This window comes from Dehalobacter sp. 12DCB1 (assembly GCF_004343605.1).
GTDB lineage: Bacteria > Bacillota > Desulfitobacteriia > Desulfitobacteriales > Syntrophobotulaceae > Dehalobacter.
The window spans coordinates 257,477-278,173 of sequence record NZ_POSF01000013.1 but is presented as its reverse complement, the minus strand read 5'-3'; the positions used below and the strand labels follow the sequence as shown (position 1 = coordinate 278,173).

At 44.0% G+C, this 20,697-nt stretch carries 19 protein-coding genes; 15 read left to right on the top strand and 4 right to left on the bottom strand.

Annotated elements, in window-relative coordinates:
• The first annotated feature begins 121 nt into the window (after window positions 1-121).
• The 6 genes from C1I38_RS06675 (at window position 122) to C1I38_RS06650 (ending at window position 6,583) form a co-directional block, all read left to right on the top strand.
• Complete coding sequence (locus C1I38_RS06675; RefSeq protein WP_119774638.1) at window positions 122-421, top strand: hypothetical protein; 300 nt, start codon at window positions 122-124, stop codon at window positions 419-421.
• Between the two features lie 27 nt (window positions 422-448).
• A complete protein-coding gene (locus tag C1I38_RS06670; RefSeq protein ID WP_119774639.1) occupies window positions 449-1,867 on the top strand; it encodes a reductive dehalogenase in 1,419 nt (472 codons plus the stop codon).
• Between the two features lie 757 nt (window positions 1,868-2,624).
• On the top strand, window positions 2,625-2,924 hold the full coding sequence (locus C1I38_RS06665) for a hypothetical protein (RefSeq protein ID WP_119774640.1): 300 nt from the start codon (window positions 2,625-2,627) through the stop codon (window positions 2,922-2,924).
• 26 nt (window positions 2,925-2,950) lie between these two features.
• Window positions 2,951-4,372 (top strand): reductive dehalogenase, encoded by a 1,422-nt coding sequence (locus C1I38_RS06660; protein WP_119774641.1) that lies wholly within the window; start codon window positions 2,951-2,953, stop codon window positions 4,370-4,372.
• 94 nt (window positions 4,373-4,466) lie between these two features.
• Window positions 4,467-5,804, top strand: coding sequence for a 4Fe-4S binding protein (locus C1I38_RS06655; RefSeq protein ID WP_119774642.1), 1,338 nt, complete (start codon window positions 4,467-4,469; stop codon window positions 5,802-5,804).
• Window positions 5,805-5,851: 47 nt separating this feature from the next.
• Window positions 5,852-6,583 carry a tetratricopeptide repeat protein gene (locus C1I38_RS06650; protein WP_119774643.1) on the top strand — a complete coding sequence of 244 codons (732 nt, stop codon included), beginning with the start codon at window positions 5,852-5,854 and terminating at the stop codon, window positions 6,581-6,583.
• A 481-nt stretch (window positions 6,584-7,064) separates the two neighbouring features.
• On the opposite strand, the gene C1I38_RS06640 is transcribed toward C1I38_RS06650, so the two are convergent.
• The 4 genes from C1I38_RS06640 to C1I38_RS06625 form a co-directional block, all read right to left on the bottom strand.
• Window positions 7,065-9,284 (bottom strand): hypothetical protein, encoded by a 2,220-nt coding sequence (locus C1I38_RS06640; protein WP_119774645.1) that lies wholly within the window; start codon window positions 9,282-9,284, stop codon window positions 7,065-7,067.
• A gap of 201 nt (window positions 9,285-9,485) precedes the next feature.
• Entirely contained in the window at window positions 9,486-10,352 is an 867-nt protein-coding gene (locus C1I38_RS06635; RefSeq protein ID WP_119774646.1) for an ATP-binding cassette domain-containing protein, read from the bottom strand.
• Window positions 10,337-11,176, bottom strand: a complete 840-nt coding sequence (locus C1I38_RS06630) for an energy-coupling factor transporter ATPase (RefSeq protein WP_119774647.1) — start codon at window positions 11,174-11,176, stop codon at window positions 10,337-10,339. The genes C1I38_RS06635 and C1I38_RS06630 overlap by 16 nt, the downstream gene beginning before the upstream one ends.
• Before the next feature lie 16 nt (window positions 11,177-11,192).
• Window positions 11,193-11,990, bottom strand: a complete 798-nt coding sequence (locus C1I38_RS06625) for an energy-coupling factor transporter transmembrane component T (RefSeq protein WP_119774648.1) — start codon at window positions 11,988-11,990, stop codon at window positions 11,193-11,195.
• A 118-nt stretch (window positions 11,991-12,108) separates the two neighbouring features.
• Between C1I38_RS06625 and C1I38_RS06620 the strand changes: the two genes are divergently transcribed.
• The 9 genes from C1I38_RS06620 to C1I38_RS06580 all read left to right on the top strand — a co-directional run bounded on the left by C1I38_RS06620 (window position 12,109) and on the right by C1I38_RS06580 (window position 20,694).
• The gene (locus C1I38_RS06620; protein ID WP_119774649.1) at window positions 12,109-12,657 is read left to right on the top strand and encodes a Gx transporter family protein; all 549 of its coding nucleotides are present in this window, start codon (window positions 12,109-12,111) and stop codon (window positions 12,655-12,657) included.
• 242 nt (window positions 12,658-12,899) lie between these two features.
• Window positions 12,900-13,106, top strand: a complete 207-nt coding sequence (locus C1I38_RS06615) for a hypothetical protein (protein ID WP_119774650.1) — start codon at window positions 12,900-12,902, stop codon at window positions 13,104-13,106.
• Between the two features lie 303 nt (window positions 13,107-13,409).
• The gene (locus C1I38_RS06610) at window positions 13,410-14,027 is read left to right on the top strand and encodes a TetR/AcrR family transcriptional regulator (protein WP_119774651.1); all 618 of its coding nucleotides are present in this window, start codon (window positions 13,410-13,412) and stop codon (window positions 14,025-14,027) included.
• Window positions 14,020-14,385 carry a response regulator gene (locus tag C1I38_RS06605; protein ID WP_019225081.1) on the top strand — a complete coding sequence of 122 codons (366 nt, stop codon included), beginning with the start codon at window positions 14,020-14,022 and terminating at the stop codon, window positions 14,383-14,385. The genes C1I38_RS06610 and C1I38_RS06605 overlap by 8 nt, the downstream gene beginning before the upstream one ends.
• Before the next feature lie 30 nt (window positions 14,386-14,415).
• Window positions 14,416-16,563, top strand: coding sequence for a chemotaxis protein CheA (locus tag C1I38_RS06600; protein ID WP_119774652.1), 2,148 nt, complete (start codon window positions 14,416-14,418; stop codon window positions 16,561-16,563).
• Between the two features lie 19 nt (window positions 16,564-16,582).
• Complete coding sequence (locus C1I38_RS06595) at window positions 16,583-17,092, top strand: chemotaxis protein CheW (protein ID WP_119774653.1); 510 nt, start codon at window positions 16,583-16,585, stop codon at window positions 17,090-17,092.
• Window positions 17,089-18,759 carry a methyl-accepting chemotaxis protein gene (locus C1I38_RS06590; protein ID WP_119774654.1) on the top strand — a complete coding sequence of 557 codons (1,671 nt, stop codon included), beginning with the start codon at window positions 17,089-17,091 and terminating at the stop codon, window positions 18,757-18,759. The genes C1I38_RS06595 and C1I38_RS06590 overlap by 4 nt, the downstream gene beginning before the upstream one ends.
• 77 nt (window positions 18,760-18,836) lie before the next feature.
• Window positions 18,837-19,652 carry a protein-glutamate O-methyltransferase CheR gene (locus C1I38_RS06585; RefSeq protein ID WP_119774655.1) on the top strand — a complete coding sequence of 272 codons (816 nt, stop codon included), beginning with the start codon at window positions 18,837-18,839 and terminating at the stop codon, window positions 19,650-19,652.
• A gap of 22 nt (window positions 19,653-19,674) precedes the next feature.
• The gene (locus C1I38_RS06580) at window positions 19,675-20,694 is read left to right on the top strand and encodes a chemotaxis response regulator protein-glutamate methylesterase (RefSeq protein ID WP_119774656.1); all 1,020 of its coding nucleotides are present in this window, start codon (window positions 19,675-19,677) and stop codon (window positions 20,692-20,694) included.
• The last annotated feature ends 3 nt before the right edge of the window (window positions 20,695-20,697 follow it).

The window sequence follows — 20,697 nt, the reverse complement described above, 5'->3', positions numbered from 1 at the left end:
AATTTGAAATGAAGGGAGGATTTATCTAAAATAATCAAATCTCTGGTCAAGACACTCTCAATCCGGTACTAGTGGCTCATTCTTATCAGGGCTTCAATAGTAAAGAAGGGAGGACTTTTTTATGACATTTTTGATTTGGCTTATCGGACTGTTAACAGGCGGATTGTTCATTTATTTCTGGCCTGTACTAAAAAAACTCACTTGGTATTGGTGGGCAGCACTTGCGATTTGGTATTTGATTGGCGTATTTGTGGCGGCTTTCAGCTTAGCTTGCTTTTCTGAAGAAGCCACTCGTGCAGGATGGATGGGGATCCTTTTCTTTGGTGGTATCTTCGTTGTCCTCGGTGTGATAGTGTATATCTTCGGCATACGTAAAGATCTGGGCAAGAAGAAAGATATCCAGCCGACCATTGGAGCCTAAGAATAAGAAAGGAGGAAAATAAATTAAATGGGAGAAAAAGAAAATAATATTCAAAACAAAGAATCTAAAAAATTTAACAGAAGAGACTTTCTGAAAATAGCCGGTGTCACCACCGCAATTGGTGCTGCTGCAGGTGCAATTAATCTTACTACCCCCGGAGTCGCAATGGCAGACTATATGGCTCCTGCCCAGGCAGGTGTAAAAGGAGCTATCAAATATCTGGATGTGCCGCCTTATGATTTACCGCCTTTTGCTGATTGCAATAAATTGCAGCGGTTCGATGAGGGAATGACGGCCTTTGAGGATCCAAATTTTGCCAATCAATTTTGCAATGGTATGTACTGGCGAACATATTTGGATACCATTTTGAAGATTGATAAATGCAAAAGCGGTGCGCCTGGGTACAGCCTTCGTGATTACGCTTTTGAAACTGGTGCTAAGAAAGATATGTACAATGCTTTACTTACCGATTGGGGCACCAATTACGTGGCTCCTCTTCCCAACGCCTGCGGCAAATGGGAGGATACCCCGGAAAATAACAGTAAGGCTATTAAAAAATTTGCCAACTTCTGTAATCCATGTGCGGTCGGCATCACTGAGATGCAAGAAAATTGGTGGTATTCAACAACACGCGCAAAAGATAAAATTATTATTTCCGATCAATATACCAAACCCGAAAAGTTAAAGGGAGAATGGCGCGTTCCTAAATCTATGAAATATGTCATCGTAATCGCTTATCCGGAGGACGGCTCCTTCGTAGCAAAATATGCCGACACAGCGTTTGCGCTTTCCTCAATATATCTCGGTTATTCCGAGATGACTGAAGGCGTTGGTAAAATTGCTACGTTTATCCGGGAATTGGGTTATAATGCCATCCCCATGTGCAACGATTCCGCGCTATCCGTGCCCATGGCTGCCGCTGCCGGGTTGGGAGAAGTCGGTCGTCACGGCATGCTCGTCAACCCTGAATACGGCAGTATGGTACGTTTGGCAAAGGTAGTAACCGACATGCCGCTCGCTATTGACAAACCCATTTCATTCGGCGTAGCAGATTTCTGCAAAACTTGCAAAAAGTGCGCTATAAATTGCCCATCCAAATCCATTTCAATGGAAGATGAACCAGGAACTACTATAGCCTGTACTGGAAATAATCCCGGTGCCAAACGCTGGATTGTCAACACTTGGACCTGCCTGGAGTACTGGCTCAAAAAGACCGAAGGATGTGTGGTCTGCATCGCCGACTGTCCGTATAGTAAACCGGATTCCTGGATACACAGCGCCGTGAAGATGATATCTTCCAAGACTTCAGCCTTTAATTCCATCTTCATCAAGATGGACGACGCTTTCGGCTTTGGTACGGAAATGAAAAACTACACACAGGCCGATATTGATGCCTGGTGGAATGATCCCAATGACAGAATGTTTAATTGGAAACGCAAACGCTAATTATCTACACAAACTACTGTACCTTATTCAGAAGGCTGCCCGCGACTTAGCCGTCGCGGGCGGCTCCTAAATATTAAATCAATTACGTGATGAAGGTTATATTATGAAAATAAGAAATCTCTAGCTATTACTGTCATCGCAATTCTTTTTTAGCATTAATGTAATTATTATCAAAAGCATCAGCATGCGGCGGCAGCGAATATGATTTATTGTACTAATATGGGCCACAGCCTTTTTATTTTGCGGTGCTTTGTCACTCCTATACATTGTCTTATCAAAGAAAAATAGTAAGTCCCTTACTGGATATGAACAAAACCACGCGCCAGATTGCCGCGGGGGATCTTTTCGTTAGGGTACAAGCAAATCCAACCGATGAACTTAGATTCTATAAATTATATGGCCAGTCAACTTGAAGACACGGAGGATGTCGCAGACGAAGGAATAGAATTAGGAGAAAATGTTACAGTTTGTAAATGAAGTTTACAAATTGTTTACAGATAAGAAACCACCTCTCGACGATTTACTTATATATTTAATTGGGAATATGCTACAGGAGCCATAATCTTTGACCCATTGTAGCATCCGGTCCAGAGACGCATGTTAAGTCTATCCTAAAGGTTAAAAAGTCAAAAATGAAGGGAGGATTTATCTAAAATAATCCAATCTCTAAAAAGGGTCAAAGACACTCTCAATCTGGTACTAGTGGCTCATTCTTATCAGGGCTTCAACAGTAAAGTAAAGAAGGGAGGACTTTTTTATGACATTTTTGATTTGGCTTATTGGACTCTTAACAGGTGGATTGTTCATTTATTTCTGGCCTGTACTAAAAAAACTCACTTGGTATTGGTGGGCAGCACTTGTGATTTGGTATTTGATCGGCGTATTTGCCGCGGCTTTCAGCTTAGCTTGCTTTTCTGAAGAAGCTACTCGTGCAGGATGGATGGGGATCCTTTTCTTTGGTGGCATCTTCGTTGTCCTCGGTGTGATAGTGTATATCTTCGGCATACGTAAAGATCTGAGTAAGAAGAAAGATATCCAGCCGACCCAGGGGGCCTAAGAATAAGGAAGGAGGAAAATAAAAAAATGGAAGAAAAAGAGAATAATATTCAAAATGAAGAATCAAAAAAATTTAACAGAAGAGACTTTCTGAAAATTGCCGGTGTCACCACCGCAATTGGTGCTGCTGCAGGTGCAATCAATCTTACTACCCCCGGAGTCGCAATGGCAGATTATATGGCTCCTGCCCAGGCAGGTGTAAAAGGAGCCATCAAATACCTGAATGCGCCGCCATATGATTTGCCACCTTACGCTGACGGCAGCAAATTGCCACGTTTTAATCAAGAAATGCATGCCTATAATAATGTCGATTTTGCTAAACAATACTGCGAAGGTCAGTTCTGGATTACTTATATGGACGGTACTATAAAGCCTCAAGTATGGAAAAGCGGTAAACCTGGTTTCAGCGTCCGTGACTACGCTTTTGAAAAAGCCACGATGTTTGATATGTACAACCCACAGAATCTCGACTGGGGTACCAATTATGAGCCTCTTCTCACTAATAAAGTTGGCAAATGGGAGGATACCCCAGAGAATAACAGTAAGACCATCAAAAAATTCGCCACTTTCTGTAATCCATGTGCGGTCGGTATTACAGAGATGAAAGAAAATTGGTGGTATTCAAGAAGCAAAACCCACCAAGATTTAATTATTTCTGATGAATACACCAAACCTGAAAAACTTGAGAAAGAATGGCATATTCCCAAGGCCATGAACAGAGTTATCGTCATAGCTTATCCAATGGACGGTTCCTTCTTGGCAAAATATGCCAATACAGCTTTTGCGCAAAGCGCAGTATATCTTGGTTACTCCGAAATGAACGAAAGCATTGGAAAAATTGCTACTTTCATTCGGGAAATGGGGTATAATGCTATCCCCTGTAATAACGAGATTGCACTTTCCGTGCCTATGGCTGCTGCTGCCGGCCTCGGAGAAATCGGCCGTCACGGCTTGCTGATCAACCCGGAATACGGCAGTATGTTGCGTCTGGCAAAAGTGGTGACCGATATGCCACTGGCTATCGATAAGCCCATTTCCTTCGGTGCCGTAAATTTTTGCAAAACTTGCAAGAAATGTGCCATCTATTGCCCATCTAAATCCGTTCCTATGGACGACGAACCAAGCTATGATAATATTGTTTGCCCTGGTAATAATCCCGGAGCAAAGCGCTGGATTACGAACTCTTGGACCTGCCTGCAGTACTGGATCAAGAAGTCCGAATGTTGCGCCCATTGCATTGCCGTTTGTCCGTATAGTAAACCGGATTCCTGGATACACAGCGTAGTCAAGACGATATCGTCCAAGACGACGGCTTTCAATTCTATCTTTTTCAAGATGGATGAGGCCTTCGGCTTCGGTGCGGAAATGAAGGATTACACTCAGGCCGATATTGATGCCTGGTGGAATGATCCCAAAGACAGGATGTATAACTGGAAATACGAAAGCTAATTATCCATACGGACTACTGTACTTAGCTGCCCGTGACTTAGCCGTCGCGGGCGGCTCCTAAATATTAAATCAATTACGTGATGAAGGTTATATTATGAAAAAAAAGAAATTTCTAACCATCACTGCCATTGCAGTTCTTTTTTTAGCATTGATGTTTAATTATTATCAAGAGCATCAGCATGATCTTCAACTTCATTCCTATTATGGTGTTTTGCTCCCCACCAACAGCACTACCGAGACCCTCACTGCCAACAGCGTCAAAGTCTTTGATGCCAGTGGCAATCTTACAGGCTATGCTGGTCTGGATAAATATTCTGGTTTTGGTGGGAAGATGCTGGTAGGCACAATTATTGATACCCATGGTGTTATTCAGAAGGTAAAAATTCTTGAATATAAAGAAACTCCGCAATATCTGAAAAACATTGAAAAATCAGGCTTCTACCTTCAGCTCGTGGGCCGGAACATTGCTGATGGCACCACCTTCGGCAAAGACATTGACGGCATTTCCGGAGCTACCCTCTCCACCAGGGCCATTACTATGTGTGTTGACTCTGTCTCCGAGAGCGTACGTACTGCCGCTTTAGGTTTACCGTCTAGCTCCAACGGCGGATTATGGCAATTAGGCTGGGCGGAATTAGCCATAGCTATGCTCATTGCTGGTTGTCTGATTCTCAGTATGTCTTCAAAACTTCGAAAACTACGGCCGATATTGCTAATTGCCAGCGTAGCCGGTATGGGCTTCTGGTTAAACCGTCCTGCAACAATTGCCCATGCGGCCTCAATATTTATGGGCAATTTCCCGGTTATCAAAAACAACTTGATCTGGTATCTTATCCTTATGATTGCTTTGCTGCCGCCGCTGATCTTCGGTAAGAACTATTATTGTGTATATCTATGCCCTTTTTGCGCAGCTCAGGAAGGGTTATATTTAGTCGCCAATAAATTCAAAATCAGCCTGCCCTTAGGCAAAAAGATACCTTTTATGCACAAGACCCGTAAATTCCTGCTTTTCATATCTCTGATGGTAGCCTTTCTTTTTCAGAATCCTTCGGTATCCAGTTACGAGCCTTTTTCACCTTTGTTTGATCTGAACGGCACCAGGATTGAGATGCTCTTACTGGTTTCCGTACTGGCGGCAGCGTTATTCTTCCGGCGTTTCTGGTGCTTCGGCTTTTGTCCGATTGGTGGCTTTATTGATTTGGTAGCTGAGGCAAGGCGCGCCGTGGGACGGAAAATCAAGAGCAAGAAACGGGAGTTACCCCAAAACCAGTCGTCTGTGGCTGCAACTACATTTTCTAACCCCAGCGCCTGTAAATGCACGGCAAAACAAAGCAAAAGGGGAAAATTGGCAGAAGGTTTATTCAAACTTTTCTATGCGTTGATTATGTTCGGGGTGATAGTATCAATTTTTGAAAAATGGTCCTTGATGTAATAATAACAGTTGTAATAACAGTGATTTAAGCAAGAGGGGGTATATCAATGGGTTGGAAAGATGGTCAGGCAGCAAAAATAATCGAATTATTGGCCAGACATGACGATACGCAAATGGATTTTGAAACTGTCATCGTCAAAGCAGAAGTCATGCTTGCAGACGAGACAATTAGCGACGAAGAAAAGGGACATCTCAATTACCAATTAGGGAGGCATTATCTAGCGGCAAAAGACTGGGAAAGAACGGAAAAACACTGGAAAAATTGCCTGGAACTAAACCAAAAAGTTTTCGGGGAGAATCATCCCTATACTGCATCGGCTAACGCTAATCTGGGTGACCTATATGTTAATGCAGGAACATATCTAAGTGCGGCTACCAGTTATCTGGAGGCAGTAAGAATTTGTGAAGAACATGTTGGCACAGAAACGGCCTTCGCGGCACTTACTTACCGTAAGTTGGGAGGAATCTACCGGGTTCAGGAGAAATACTCCAGTGCTATCCTCTTTTTTACCAAAGCTATGGCTACCCTGGAAAGACAGGATACCTACAGCGATATTTTGGCTGACGTATATTTGAACCTGGGAGAAATGTATCTGAGCTTAGAAAGTATAGGCACTGAGATTTTGCAAGATGCAGAAAACTATTTGAATAAATCACTGGAATTGTTTTGCAAAACGCTTGGTGAAGAGCACGAAGTATGCCAGTATATCCAGGAGCAAATCGCTTATTGCAATGATAGATTTGATGAAATCGACAAACAAGCGGATGTTAGGGAGTAAACAGAATATTGTACCACGCCTATCAATTCTTGTGTTCTTTATCCCCAAAAGACTTTAAAGCTCTTAATATCTCATCATAATTAAACAATTGTACTGTTATCATGCAAACTAAGGTACAATAAAGCACTTGGCTTCCGAGTTGACAATTATATCGTTAAGCCTTTTGACCCCCGAGAGATTGTCTTTAGACGTCAATCAGAACTGTCTTTCCTTTTTTAGGTGATGCCGCCTTGCACAGATTCACCGCTCCCTCGTTCTCGCAGCTAAAAACAAAAATCCTCGCTAACATGCCAAAGCCCCGCTGCTTTCTGCATGCTAACCGTTGGCATGTTTTAACGCTGCGGTTTTCTGTTTTCTTTACGCTGCTGCCACTGACGTCCGCTTGTGGATCTGTGCAAGGCTGGTTTTCCCTGAGGGTCATCACAGCCTCTGTTTAAAAATTGAGCTGTTTTAAGATTAATTACACTAGTGTAGTCAAATCTCAAAAACGGCAATTTTTAATCATATCCTCAGACACGGCCTTAATGACATCCTTCCATAGATTGACTGGCTCCTTCTTAAGCTCCGCCTGCACTGTCTCAGCTAACCGGGTTTGGCTGTCGCCGCAGCGCTCTTTAACTTGCCGGACTGCTTGCGTAACCTGATCAGCATAGTGATTTTGTTCCAATATTTCCGCTGCAAGCTTTTGGCCGAGTTGATCCTGAAGGCTGTGATCCAGGCTCTCCAGCATGGTACTTTCGGGCGGTATCACTTTGCCTTTATCGTAAAGCCTGATTTTTCCCTCCAGCCAGTCAAGAAACTGCGGCGTACTCATGGCGTTCAGTTCCACTCTGTAGTACTGCAGCCAGCTCTCCCACTCGGGATCAATATAGCTGGCCACGCCCTTCCTGCGGCCTGTTTTTCCTGCCTTTTCGATTTCCAGCCCCATGCTGACGGCTTCTTCCGGGTCCAGCCCCAGATTGATGATCTTCACTTTTCTGCCGGGCCTGGCTTTGGTCTCATTTTGCAGGGTATCATAGATCGTCGTGCCATATGCGTCCGCGTCATGAATACAGAAAAAAGTAATCTCTTCCTCCGAATTCTCCCCGAGCGCATCCAACAAATCCTTGACCGCCCGGCTGGCATAACCTTTGCTGGTGAGTAAAGCCATATCATATTTCTCCGGGATTTTCTTTTCTTTGAGTACATTGAAGAAGCCTTCTTTTTCAATATACAGGATTTTATTAAACGTCCAGACGGGCTTCTGGTAGTTTTCCACCGCGATCGTACCGATGGGAATATCCTGGCCTGAGTGGGGATGGTACAGCGTCCCCCGCTCATCCCGGTACATCAGCGGAATGTCACCGTGCTGCGCTTCATAACTGCTGATCAACTCCGTGCAGAAATAGGCGTAATCCGGTTCTTTGCCGCTTTCCTTGATCACATACGGCCGGACGGCATAATAAAGCTGACGCAGGCTGAAACGGTATTCGCCGTTGCCGCTGGCTTTAGCAATGGCTTGTTCCAGGCATGCCGCCACGACTTCTTTCTGGGATTTCTTTCGTTCCGCCACATCGCCCGGCAGGGATTTTTGGGCTCGGCTGACCGCCTTATGAATACTTTCTGCCATGGCGTCGGTGATGACCGAGAGATCCGGTTCTTTCCCATCCGTCACAACCGGGATATAGGGCGTTGTGATATTGATCAGAATAACGGCAGGTTTGGCTTTTACACATAGGATTAAACCGCAGCCGAAAATATTCAGCAAATTTTTATTGTGGTAAATATTGACGTCGCCGGTCACAGGGGATTTATTGAGCAGTACCGTTATATGGGGCGTATCGGAGGGTGTCGCGTACACTTCAAGGACAAACGCTATTTCCGCGTCGTGTTCCCCTTTGACGGTCCTGGCCTTAAAGGTGCCGGCTGATTTACAATAGCCACTGTACTCATCCAGCTTGCCGATCCGCCCCAGCCTCTCGGGACTCACATTTTTAACCGCTGCTCGGAGCTCAGCCAAAAGCGCTTCCGTCTCATCAAACTCCAAGGCAGCGGCAGACGTCTTGGTATATTCTGCGGCTATCTTCCCGGCTTTCCCACCGGTACAACCGTCGAACTGCGTGATTAGTTCCCGGACCGATCCGCTATAGGATTGAAATAATTCAAAAAAGTTTTCACTGGTATACCAATAGGGCGAGGTCTTTCCCCGGTAGGTTTCACCTTGGGCATATTCCATTGCCAGGCTTGCCCAGCTTGAATCGATAGGCATTCCGCCCAGAGCAAATCTGATTTTTGTCCCGGCTTCGTCATAATCGCTTAAGCTTTCCGGGAAGGCTGTGCCGTCGCTTTGAAAATGGATTTTATAATTTTTGCCTCGGGTTGAAACGTAGAGTTCGCCGCCCGACGCCACTACCGCCCCGGCTACCACGCGCAGACCGTTACCCAATGCCCCTCGGGTGGGCAGTCTCAAATACTTAGAGGACCGTAGCGGCCTGTTGATGGAAAACAATTCCGGATCCAGGCCGCTGCCGTGATCCTTAACATAAAAAAAATCGCCCTCATAACCGATTTCACAATCGCCGCCCAGATCCAGCGCATTATCCGTGATTTCCTTGCAAACCAGCCTGGACAATTTACTTCTCGACACCCCCGCTTTTTGGGGCAAGGTTTCCATATTTCTGAATAATTTCCAGTCTTCCCGTTCAAAAAACATGCTCTGCATTCATCCTCCTGAAACAAAAAAATATTCCAAACATTTGTTGGAATATGATATGTTCAGGCTTGGAAAATGGACAAAACACAACCACCCCTAAAGGCGTATTCTATTGATTTATTTTACTTTCTGCCGCCGGCTCACCTGTAAAAAGGGGCCGTATCACAACTTGGCCCAGGGGGCGCATCGAAACTTAAACTAAAGTTTTCGTTACGCCCCATATTTATTTTCTTGAAGAAATCTTAGAATTTCTTCGCCAGCTTCTTGCGTACTGCTGATGTCCGTTTTGATAGCAAACCCTTTCTCAGCCAGGCAATATATAACTTGCAAGTACTCCGGCAATTCCAGTTGATATTGGTCAAGAATTTTAGGTTTCATCAGCAGGTCTTTAATGTCTCCGAAAAAAATCATGGACCCGCTGTCCAGGACAGCAATCTTATCTGCGATGGTCATAATTTCTCTGAGGTTGTGAGAAATTATGACCGTCGTTTCTTTTTTTTCGTGACGTTTTTTGAATATATCCGAAAGCAGTCTCCGGCCGGCAGCATCTAAACCTGCCATGGGTTCATCGAGGATAAGTATTTCCGGCTGAATGGCCAGCATCCCGGCAATGGCAACTCTTCTTCGCATGCCGCCGCTCAGTGTAACCGGGGCCAGATGATTAATATCTTCCTGGGTTATACCAACCTGCCACAGCGCATCATAGACTCTTTCTGCGACTTCTGTTTCGGGCAGGCCCAAATTCCTTGGACCATAGGCCACTTCATCAAAGACTGTAGTTTGAAAAATCTGCTGTTCGGGATATTGAAAAACCAGCCCTGCTTTTTTCCAAAGGTCCTTACTTCGTTTAGGGTCCGAAGTTGGAATCCCGCATACAGTTATATGACCGGAGGTAGGCCGGATTAATCCGTTGAAATGTTGGGCAAGTGTCGATTTACCGGAGCCATTAGGTCCGAGTATCCCAAGGAATTCTCCCTTGGACAGAGAGATGTTGATGTCTTTGAGGGCTTGATGTTCGTAAACTGAACCGGGTAAGTACGTATAAGAAAGATGATTCGTTTCTACAACTGCAGGCATAGATAATCCACCAACTCCCGGACTGATTTGACGTTTTCGGGAACAGGATATCCGTTTGATCCCAATTGGTTGATCAATTGGTAAACCACGGGGGTATCCAGTCCCAGTTCTGCCAACTTGGCGTTGGCATAGACTTCCCTTGGGGTCCCCTGTAAAAAGATTGATCCGTAATCCAGAACAATCAGCCTGTCTGCCTGGACCAAATCCTCAGGATTATGGCTGATGATCAGAATGGTCATGTCTTTCTCTTTATTTAAGACCCGCAGCTGCTCAAGCAGCTCCTTCCTGCCTGCCGGATCCAGCATCGAAGTCGGCTCGTCAAGAACGAGGTATTCAGGCAGCATCGCCAAGGCAGAAGCCAGAGCTACCCTTTGTTTTTGTCCGCCTGAAAGCAGATGCGGTGCATGATGCCTTTTGTCTTCGAGGCCGCACACCTGGAGTGCCCAATCAATCCGGCGATTGATTTCTGGAATTGGCAGCCCTAAATTTTCAGGGCCAAAAGCAATTTCCTCCTCAATAACCGGACTGATTAATTGATTATCTGGGTTTTGGAAAACCATACCGACGAGTCTGCGGATTTCAGACAGTTGTTCAATGTTTGCCGTATCAAGCCCATTGATAAAGACCTTTCCACCCGTCGGTTTAAGCAGGCCATTCAATAGTCTGGCCAGGGTAGATTTTCCCGAACCATTCATCCCAAGCAAACCAACATATTCACCCTTCCTGATCGACAAGGAGATATCGTTCAGCGCAGGTGTTTTTCCTTTGGAGGAATCTCTATAATGCTTTGTGACATTGACGAATTCGATACCTTGACCAGTCATACTTTCGGCTCCTGACTTATAGAAGAATGCTAATTATAATACCTGTGCCTAAAATGGCGGTCATTTGGATTAAGAACAGGATATCCCGACGTTTCATTTGCAAACGGTTTAACCTTAACTGATTGGGATGGGAAGTAAAGCACCTGCTGTCCATTGCTTCACCCAAGTCAGCGGCCCGGACTAGGGAAGCTTCAAATAACGGAATCAGAATAGCAGTATAGCTTTTTATCCGGACGATAATATTTGATGAATCAAATTGGGCTCCCCTTGATTTTTGAGCATTTTTTATAATAGTCGCTTCCTCAAACAAAGTGGGAAGAAAGCGAAAAGAAATGCTGAGGATGGTTGTATAATTATGAATAGGAATATGTAATTTCCTTAATGGTAGCAGCAAGTATTCGATTCCTGCGGACAATTTGAGGGACGATGTTGTCATTAATAAAATCATAGAGCCTAAAAATAAAATAACCAGCCGCGATATATTGATCAGCCCTAAGATCAGACCTTCTTTGGTCATGCCGAGCTTTCCAACCATAAACACAGTCTCGCCCGGCGTGAGAAATCCCTGGAAGACCAGCGTGAAAAGAAGCAGATATCTTAATTTCAATAAACCGCTCAGAATTAATTGATAGCTTAATCCGGAAGAAATAATGGCAGCAGCCATCAATAGGACCAGGAAAAGCAGAAAATACAAATTATTGGTGATTATGACCGAAAAAATGACCAATAAGCAGCTCAATATTTTCGTTCGGGGATCCAATAAATGGAGCAGGGAATTCCCATAGACGTATTGGCCTAATTTCATACCGGTCATTGAAAAGGCTCCTTTGACAATTTCTGTTTCGTATGAATAATAGTACTTATATGGGTTTAATGCAAATAAAAATTGCATGATCTGAAGGGGATTGCATAATTCGGAGGAAGATCCAGTTATGGAATATGTCAAAAATGTGATATCAACAAAGAAACTGGCTGTTATTGCCATTCTCGTGGCTCAAGCCTCCGTTCTTCATTATCTTGAGAGTATGTTCCCTAATCCGCTGCCTATACCGGGAGTGAAGCTGGGTTTGGCCAATATTATTACGTTAGTGGCTTTGGTCGTCTTTGATTTTAAGACGGCCCTGCAAATTACTGTACTACGGACAATCCTCGGTTCTTTGCTCAGTGGGACCCTATTCGGTATGGGTTTTTTTATGAGCTTTTTAGGCGCTGTTGCAGCTGCGATCATCATGGCAGTGCTGTTGCGTTTTTCTGCAGGTCTAAGTATGGTTGGTATCAGTGTAGCAGGGGCTGTAGCCCATAATCTTGGGCAATTGGCCATGGCAGCCTTGGTTCTAAGGTTTTCAGGGATCTTTTTCTACTTGCCTGTTATGTTACTGTTTTCAGTACCTACCGGAATCATAACCGGAATTATGATTAACGGACTAGTGAAATATATAAAAGCAACAAACCGGTTTAATAACCTGCTTGACGACACGTAAAATCTGCTAATTAATTAGACATACTACAACTTTTTAATTTGTTTTTCAATCATTTTGACAAGCATTTCTTATTCATGTAATATGAATAAAGATTGTCAGACTAAAAAGGAGGTGCAATTATGTTTGAAGTTACTGAAATCGCAGCCAAGAGAATTAAAGACATTATGGTAACTCAGAACATGGATAATTCTTACTTGCGGCTCTATGTAGCCGGCATTGGCTGAAGGGGGCCGAATTACGGCATGACTCTGGATGAGTCAAAGACCCCTGACGATACATTTGATGAACAGCATGGACTTAAAATTGTCGCAGACAAGCAATTTGCAGAAGTTCTTGAGGGTGTTGTGATCAATTATATTGACACCCCCGATGGGGATCAATTTGAAATCAAATCACCTCTAAAAGGTGAGTGTGGATCGGACTGCAGTTCCGGAAGCTGTGAATCATAAAGCTGAAAGAAGAGATTGGATCAATCAAATTGCATCAATCTCTTTTTTGATTCCTTTCATCCAAATTCAACGAAAAAATATTAAATAGGGAAACAGGCTTATCTGATTTAACAGGAAGCCTTTTTTTATTCCCTAAAATTGTATGTAAGCCAATCCAAATATATATTTAGCCATACGAAGAATATATCAAAATATTTAAAATATTATGTCAAAAATTGTAGACATTCGACAAATTATGCAGTATATTAGGTGTAAAAGATGGTAAGTAAACACTTACTTTCCAGGACAGGAGTTTATTACCATATGAATTTAATAATACATCGGAAAGAAAGCATCATCTTAACGACAATTGATCTAATCGATAAATACGGAATCCACCAAATTTCGACACGCGAGATTGCAAAAAAGCAGAATATCACCGAGGGAGCCATCTATAAGCATTACAAAAGCAAAAATGAATTGATGCTCGGCGTCCTGGATTATTTCTCGCAGTATGATAGTGACCTGTTCCTTACAGCCCAACAGAAAGAAACTGCGGAAGAAGCAATTTTTTTTCTTGTTGAATCACTTTCTTCGTATTACGAAAATTATCCGTCAATCACCGCAGTACTTCTATCTTTGGAAATCATGCGCTATGATGAAGCGTTAAAATCAAAAGTCGAAGACATTTATTCAACACGGTTTGTCTTTTTAAAGGAAATTATTCAGAAAGGCCAGGAGACAGGGGAAATACCTCCGAAACTATCGAGCGAGATGCTGACTGATATCATTATTGGTACCTGCGTAGCACTTTGCTTGAGGTGGAGACTACAGCAGTATTCTTTCTCTTTACGGGGGAAATGCTTGGAGGCAGTCAATGCGATCCTGGGTTCTTTCATTCAAGGCAAGATTAATCCTCAAAGGAGGGAGTCCATTGATTAAAGTACTGATTGTAGATGATGCGGCATTTATGCGGCTGGCGATCAAAAATATGCTTCAAAACAATGGTTTTGAGGTCGTCGGTGAGGCCGCGAACGGTTTGGAAGGCCTGGAAAGCTATAAACATTTGCGACCTGATGTCGTAACCATGGATATCACGATGCCTGAGATGAGCGGCTTGGATGCATTACCCGAAATCATGAAATTTGATCCGAAAGCCAAGGTCGTGATGGTTTCCGCGATGGGACAGGAAAGTATGGTAAGGCAGGCTGTTGCGCTTGGTGCAAAATCCTTTATTATCAAACCGTTCAAAGAAGATGTCGTAGTCAAAACCTTAAATCAGGTGAATGCATTAAAATAGTCAGTCGATATGTTTGGGGGGCAGATAAAAATGGCTGGTAGTTATTCCAATGAATCCATGTTAGACCTGTATATTTTTGAAACGTCCAATCTGCTTGAACAACTAGAGCATTCCATTCTGGCCAGTGAAAAATCCAATCATATTTCCAAAGACGATGTCAATGAGATCTTCCGGATCATGCATACCATTAAGGGCTCATCTGCAATGATGCTTTTTGACAACATCGCTTCTCTTGCCCATTCAATCGAGGACTTGTTCTATTTCATCCGCGAAAACGATCCCAGGGAGGTCGACTGCTCCGCGCTTTCGGATATTGTACTCGAGGGTGTCGATTTTCTCAAAGTCGAACTGGAAAAAGTAAAGGCCAAAGACCTCGTTGACGGAGATGCGCAGCCTCTGAAAGAGACGATTGCAGATTTTCTAAACCAACTTAAATCACAAAATCCTTTAGCAGAAATAGTGCCTGCATCCAGGAAAGAAACGAAAATAAAGTCAGCTGAAAAGCCGAAGGACATCCCGGAAAAGATAGAAGAAATAATCGAAAAAATACCTGAAGAAAAGTCTAAATATTATATTGCGCCGAACATAACAAAAACTCCTGCTGAGAAAAGCTGGTACAAGGCTGTAATTTTCTATCAGGATGGCTGTGAAATGGAAAATATCAGAGCCTACACCGTTATCCATAATTTGAAAGAAATTGCGGACAAGTACATTTTCACCCCGGAAGATATTATTGAAAACGATCTGAGTGCTCAGGTCATTAAAGAACAGGGCTTTACAGTAGTCTTAAGGACAGATAAAAGCTATGAAGAAATGCATGCATTCTTTATGCAGACAATTTTCATCAGAGAGCTGAAGTTGGAACAGATCGAAGATCAGGAAGATGAACCTGTAATGAATCAGCATGAGAATAACTTAACCCCACAGATTCCTGTCCTACAGACAGCTGAAAGGGAGGAAAAGGCTGAGAAAGAAGGCCAACTTTCTTCTTCATCTTCTGCCCAGCAAAGCATCATCAGTGTCAATGTTGTCAAGCTGGACAGACTGATGGACCTGGTCGGGGAAATGGTGATTGCCGAGGCCATGGTTACCCAAAACCCTGACCTTAAAGGGCTGCAGCTTGATAATTTCTATAAGGCAGCCCGGCAGCTTGGAAAGATTACCGGGGAATTACAAGATATGGTCATGGCGATTCGGATGGTTCCACTGTCGACGACTTTCCACAAAATGCATAGAATCGTACGTGATATGAGCAAGAAGCTGAGCAAGGAAATTCGTTTGGAAATCATCGGGGAGGAAACGGAAGTCGATAAAAATATCATTGAACATATTTCTGATCCACTGATGCATTTGATTCGCAACGCGATTGACCATGGGATTGAGGCGGTCGCGGAACGGGTTGCGACAGGGAAATCCAAAGCCGGAACAATCACCTTGGAAGCAAAAAATGCCGGAAGTGATGTTCTGATCATCGTCAGAGATGATGGTAAAGGGCTGAATAAAGAAAAAATCCTGATTAGGGCCAGACAAAACAGCCTACTGATCAAATCTGAACAGGAGATGAGCGACCGAGAGATTTTTAATTTGATCTTTCTGCCCGGATTTTCAACCAAGGAAAGTATCTCGGAATTTTCCGGCAGAGGTGTGGGCATGGATGTTGTCTCCAAGAATATCCAGACGGTAGGCGGATCCGTTTCGGTAGATAGTGTTGAAGGTACAGGAACTACGATTACGATGAAGATCCCATTAACGTTGGCGATCATCGGCGGAATGAACATCAAAGTCGGAAATTCAAGGTATACCATACCGACAATATCCATTAGAGAATCATTCAGACCGAAAGAATCCGATATTATCAGAGATCCCGACGGAAATGAAATGATTATGGTAAGGGGTGAGTGTTATCCGGTTATCAGGCTCCATACGCTGTACAAAGTAAAAACGGAGGTTACAGAATTCAGCCAGGGCATATTTATCATGGTTGAAGATGAAGAAAAGTCCTGTTGTCTATTTGCTGATGAACTGCTTGGAGAACAACAGGTCGTTGTGAAAGCACTGCCGTATTACATTCAAAATTTTAAAAAAGATAACGAGTTAGGAGGGTGTACGCTTTTAGGTGACGGAAACATTAGTCTAATTCTTGACATCCAGAGTATAACCAGACTTGTGAAGAAGTAACAGGAAAGGAGTGATTTTAATGGCAGAAATGATTGCAGAAGATTTTTTGGAAGAAGATACTCAGAAAAACAAGTTTTTAACCTTTTCTCTTGGCAACGAAATCTACGGGATTGAAATTAAGTACGTGACAGAAATTATCGGTATCCAGCCGGTTACTGAAGTGCCGGAGCTGCCCAATTATGTTCGCGGAATTGTCAATTTGAGAGGGAAGATCATTCCGGTCATCGATGTGCGCCTGCGCTTCAAAAAACCATTTATGGAATATAGTGACCGGACCTGCGTCATCGTGATCGACATTCAGGAAATATCAATTGGTCTAATCGTGGACAGCGTATGCGAGGTGCTTGTCATCCCTGAAGACGAAATCGTGCCTCCTCCCAGTGTTAATGGAGGTGCCAGCAACAAATACATTAAAGGAATCGGCAAGGTCGACAACAGTATCAAGCTCATTCTTGATTGCGACAAATTATTAAAAGAAGAAGAACTATCCAACCTGACATCTACACTTAGTGAGGGGGTAATATCATGAATTTTAACAAGCTTCAAACCAAGATTTTAGCCGGCTATATTGTCATTGTCGTCATCCTGGCAATCATTTCTGTAGTCACTTATACTCAGGTTAATTCTATGGTCAAAGACGTTAATCAGATGACAGAAGTCGAATTTGTGAAATTCCAAATTAATGAAGATCTGGCCTTAAGCTTCACCGATGGAGCAAGTCTGGCCAGAGCCTACATGTTGTATGGAAAACAGTCCTATGTTGACGATTTCAATGTGATTTCCCAGAAGTGCACCAAACTGCAAGAGGAATTGTTAGCCATGGAGAATACGCCTGAGAACAAGGCCATGGTAGAGAGAAGCAACGCCTGGACCGCTGCGGTAAGTGGAGAGCTGTTTGCCGCAGTCAAAGGAGGCAATGCTGCACAAATCACGGCAGTTGGGGCAAAAATTGCACCGGAAACAAAAGCCTTAATCGATTTAAATACGCAAATGGCAGAGCAAAGAGCTCAAAACATTGATACGGCAAAAGATCGTATTGCATCCAAAGAAACCAGAACTATAATTATACTGGCCGTCTCCACATTGACCGCAATCGTTCTGTCGATCATCCTCGGATTTTTTATGGCTCGCTCGATCACAAACCCTGTCCGCAAACTGGTAGAAGTTTCCGATAAAATTGCTGACGGCGATCTAAATGTCGATATAGATGTCCGCGGCAAAGATGAAATCGGAGCGCTTGCTAAATCGTTCTCGACCATGACGCTGACCCTGAATGAAGTGATCAGTAATATCAACAGTGCTTCCGAGCAGGTCGCTTCAGGCTCGAAACAACTGTCCGATTCCAGCATGGCCCTTTCCCAGGGCGCAACCGAGCAGGCTAGTTCCATTGAAGAACTGACGGCTTCTCTGGAAGAAATTAGTTCCCAGACCAAACTCAATGCCCAAAATGCCAATGAGGCAAACCAGCTGGCCGAAGAAGCCAAGAAAAATGCTGCCCAGGGCAACAGCCAGATGAAAGAAATGCTCAGTGCAATGGATGAAATCAACAATTCTTCTAATAATATTTCCAAAATTATCAAAGTCATTGACGATATTGCCTTCCAAACCAATATCCTGGCCCTGAATGCCGCTGTCGAAGCTGCAAGGGCAGGACAGCATGGCAAAGGGTTCGCCGTTGTGGCAGAGGAAGTCAGAAACCTCGCTGCCCGTTCGGCCAATGCTGCCAAAGAAACAACGGATATGATCGAGGGTTCGATCAAGAATGTTGATAATGGCACCCGGATTGCCAGCGACACGGCGAAGGAATTAAACAATATCGTCGAAGGAATTTCGAAGGTAGCCAACCTGGTGAACAACATTGCAGTAGCTTCCAACGAACAGGCCATTGGCATCAACCAGGTCAACCAGGGTATTGCTCAGGTCGCGGAAGTCGTTCAGACCAACTCGGCAACTGCTGAAGAGAGTGCCGCTGCAAGTGAGGAACTGGCGAGCCAGTCCGAGCTGCTGAATGTTCAAGTTGCCAAATTCAAGCTGCGGAAAAACGGCCAGTACGCTTCGTTAAAAGGGATCGAAAATATGAGCCCGGATATTTTGAAAATGCTCGAGAATATGAACAGCAGCAGTCCGGCTCCCGCACTAAAGGAAAAGCCAAAAAAGAAAATTGTCCTGAGTGACGACGAATTCGGCAAGTACTAAGTAAAATGCAAGAGAAAAGAGGGCCTGATTCGGGGCCCTCTTTTCGAAAAAATGGTTGGAGAAGATGGTGGTCTGTTATGATAACGATAACGGAAAAAGAATTTGTGAAGTTTGCAGCGTATATCGAAGCCAATTATGGGATTCATCTGAAAAAAGAAAAGCAATCGCTGATTAACGGCAGGCTGCAGGGTGTCCTTATCGAGAACGGCTTTAAAAGTTTCTCGGAATATTACGATTTCATTACTTCACATAACGGTGGGGAGGCCATGACCACCTTTATTAATAAGATTACCACCAACCATACATTTTTTATGCGGGAAGCGGAGCATTTTACTTTCTTAAAAGAGAACGTTCTGCCTAGACTGGCGGCCCATTGTCGAGATAAGGATCTGCGGATCTGGAGCGCGGCGTGCTCCAGCGGTGAAGAACCGTATACCCTCGCGATGATCATTGATGAGTTTTTTGGCAAGGAAAAAGTCTGGTGGGATACGAAGATTCTCGCAACCGACATTTCCAGCAAAGCCTTAACGATTGCCAGAAATGGCGAATACGCCAATGATAAGATTGCGGCACTGCCAGCACTGTGGAGAACAAATTATTTTAGAAAGCTCGACAGGGAAAATGCGATTGTTGTAGAAAAAATTAAAAATGAAGTAATTTTCAGGAACTTTAATCTGATAGAAAAGGTATTTCCTTTTAAAAAGAAGTTCCATGTGATTTTCTGCCGGAATGTGATGATTTATTTTGACGGGCCGACCAAAGAACAGCTTGTCCAGAAATTCTATGACATGACGGAGTATGGCGGCTACCTGTTCATCGGACATTCCGAATCGCTTAACAAAGATACAACCCAATATAAATATGTCATGCCAGCCGTATACAGAAAAGAATAATATTTAGAAGTAGGTTGATATCATGGCCAAAAAAAAGATTAGGGTTTTAATTGTAGATGATTCCATTGTCTTCCGGGAGGTTCTGGCCAGAGGAATCGCCAGCGACCCGGAGATCGAAGTCGTGGGTATGGCCGCAGACCCGTTTGAAGCCAGGGATAAAATTCTGGAAGTTGAACCGGACGTCATGACTTGTGATGTCGAGATGCCCAAAATGAACGGCATTGAATTTATCCGCAAGCTGCTGCCGCAGTACCCGATCCCGGTGATTGTGATCAGCACGGTAAGCGATGCTGTCTTTGATGCGCTGAATGCAGGGGCTGTCGAGTTTGTCGGCAAGCCGGATATGAATGCCGCACAAAGAGTGGAAAATTTTCTAAATGAGTTAAAGATCAAGATCAAGGTGGCTTCAGTCGCACGGATATTTCCGTCGCTAAAGGATACGGCGGAAAAAATCGAAAACCAGCTTGTCGATCATTCCGAAAAGATCATTGCGATCGGGGCTTCCACTGGGGGAACAGAAGCTGTCTGCAGCATCCTGAAGCGGCTGCCTGCCAATATACCGGGGATCGTGGTTGTTCAGCACATTCCTCCTGTTTTTTCCCGGATGTTTGCCGAGCGGCTGAATAACCAGACCAAACTGAAGGTCAAGGAAGCCCGGACCGGAGATTACCTGGAACAGGGAATGGCCCTGGTTGCACCCGGCGACCAGCATGTCAAAATCAAAAAGATAGCGAATAGGTACAGGATCGAGTGTTTCACAGGAGAAAAGGTCAACGGCCATTGTCCTTCCGTCGATGTCTTATTTGAATCCGTGGCTAAGGAAGCAGGCAAAAATGCGCTGGGTGTTATTTTAACCGGTATGGGATATGACGGGGCTAAGGGACTCTTGCAGATGAGAAGAAAAGGGGCCAGAACGATCGGTCAGGACCGGGATTCCTGCGTGGTTTACGGTATGCCGAAAGTCGCTTATGATATCGGGGCCGTTGAAAGACAAACTTCTTTAATGAACATTCCCCAGTTGATTTGTACGATGTTGAAGTAAGGA

What these genes read in the sequence shown, in the direction of transcription:
- C1I38_RS06675 (WP_119774638.1), top strand. Translation starts at nt 122, where the DNA reads ATGACATTTTTGATTTGGCTTATCGGACTGTTAACAGGCGGATTGTTC.
- C1I38_RS06670 (WP_119774639.1), top strand. Translation starts at nt 449, where the DNA reads ATGGGAGAAAAAGAAAATAATATTCAAAACAAAGAATCTAAAAAATTT.
- C1I38_RS06665 (WP_119774640.1), top strand. Translation starts at nt 2,625, where the DNA reads ATGACATTTTTGATTTGGCTTATTGGACTCTTAACAGGTGGATTGTTC.
- C1I38_RS06660 (WP_119774641.1), top strand. Translation starts at nt 2,951, where the DNA reads ATGGAAGAAAAAGAGAATAATATTCAAAATGAAGAATCAAAAAAATTT.
- C1I38_RS06655 (WP_119774642.1), top strand. Translation starts at nt 4,467, where the DNA reads ATGAAAAAAAAGAAATTTCTAACCATCACTGCCATTGCAGTTCTTTTT.
- C1I38_RS06650 (WP_119774643.1), top strand. Translation starts at nt 5,852, where the DNA reads ATGGGTTGGAAAGATGGTCAGGCAGCAAAAATAATCGAATTATTGGCC.
- C1I38_RS06640 (WP_119774645.1), bottom strand. Translation starts at nt 9,284, where the DNA reads ATGCAGAGCATGTTTTTTGAACGGGAAGACTGGAAATTATTCAGAAAT.
- C1I38_RS06635 (WP_119774646.1), bottom strand. Translation starts at nt 10,352, where the DNA reads ATGCCTGCAGTTGTAGAAACGAATCATCTTTCTTATACGTACTTACCC.
- C1I38_RS06630 (WP_119774647.1), bottom strand. Translation starts at nt 11,176, where the DNA reads ATGACTGGTCAAGGTATCGAATTCGTCAATGTCACAAAGCATTATAGA.
- C1I38_RS06625 (WP_119774648.1), bottom strand. Translation starts at nt 11,990, where the DNA reads ATGACCGGTATGAAATTAGGCCAATACGTCTATGGGAATTCCCTGCTC.
- C1I38_RS06620 (WP_119774649.1), top strand. Translation starts at nt 12,109, where the DNA reads ATGGAATATGTCAAAAATGTGATATCAACAAAGAAACTGGCTGTTATT.
- C1I38_RS06615 (WP_119774650.1), top strand. Translation starts at nt 12,900, where the DNA reads ATGACTCTGGATGAGTCAAAGACCCCTGACGATACATTTGATGAACAG.
- C1I38_RS06610 (WP_119774651.1), top strand. Translation starts at nt 13,410, where the DNA reads ATGAATTTAATAATACATCGGAAAGAAAGCATCATCTTAACGACAATT.
- C1I38_RS06600 (WP_119774652.1), top strand. Translation starts at nt 14,416, where the DNA reads ATGGCTGGTAGTTATTCCAATGAATCCATGTTAGACCTGTATATTTTT.
- C1I38_RS06595 (WP_119774653.1), top strand. Translation starts at nt 16,583, where the DNA reads ATGGCAGAAATGATTGCAGAAGATTTTTTGGAAGAAGATACTCAGAAA.
- C1I38_RS06590 (WP_119774654.1), top strand. Translation starts at nt 17,089, where the DNA reads ATGAATTTTAACAAGCTTCAAACCAAGATTTTAGCCGGCTATATTGTC.
- C1I38_RS06585 (WP_119774655.1), top strand. Translation starts at nt 18,837, where the DNA reads ATGATAACGATAACGGAAAAAGAATTTGTGAAGTTTGCAGCGTATATC.
- C1I38_RS06580 (WP_119774656.1), top strand. Translation starts at nt 19,675, where the DNA reads ATGGCCAAAAAAAAGATTAGGGTTTTAATTGTAGATGATTCCATTGTC.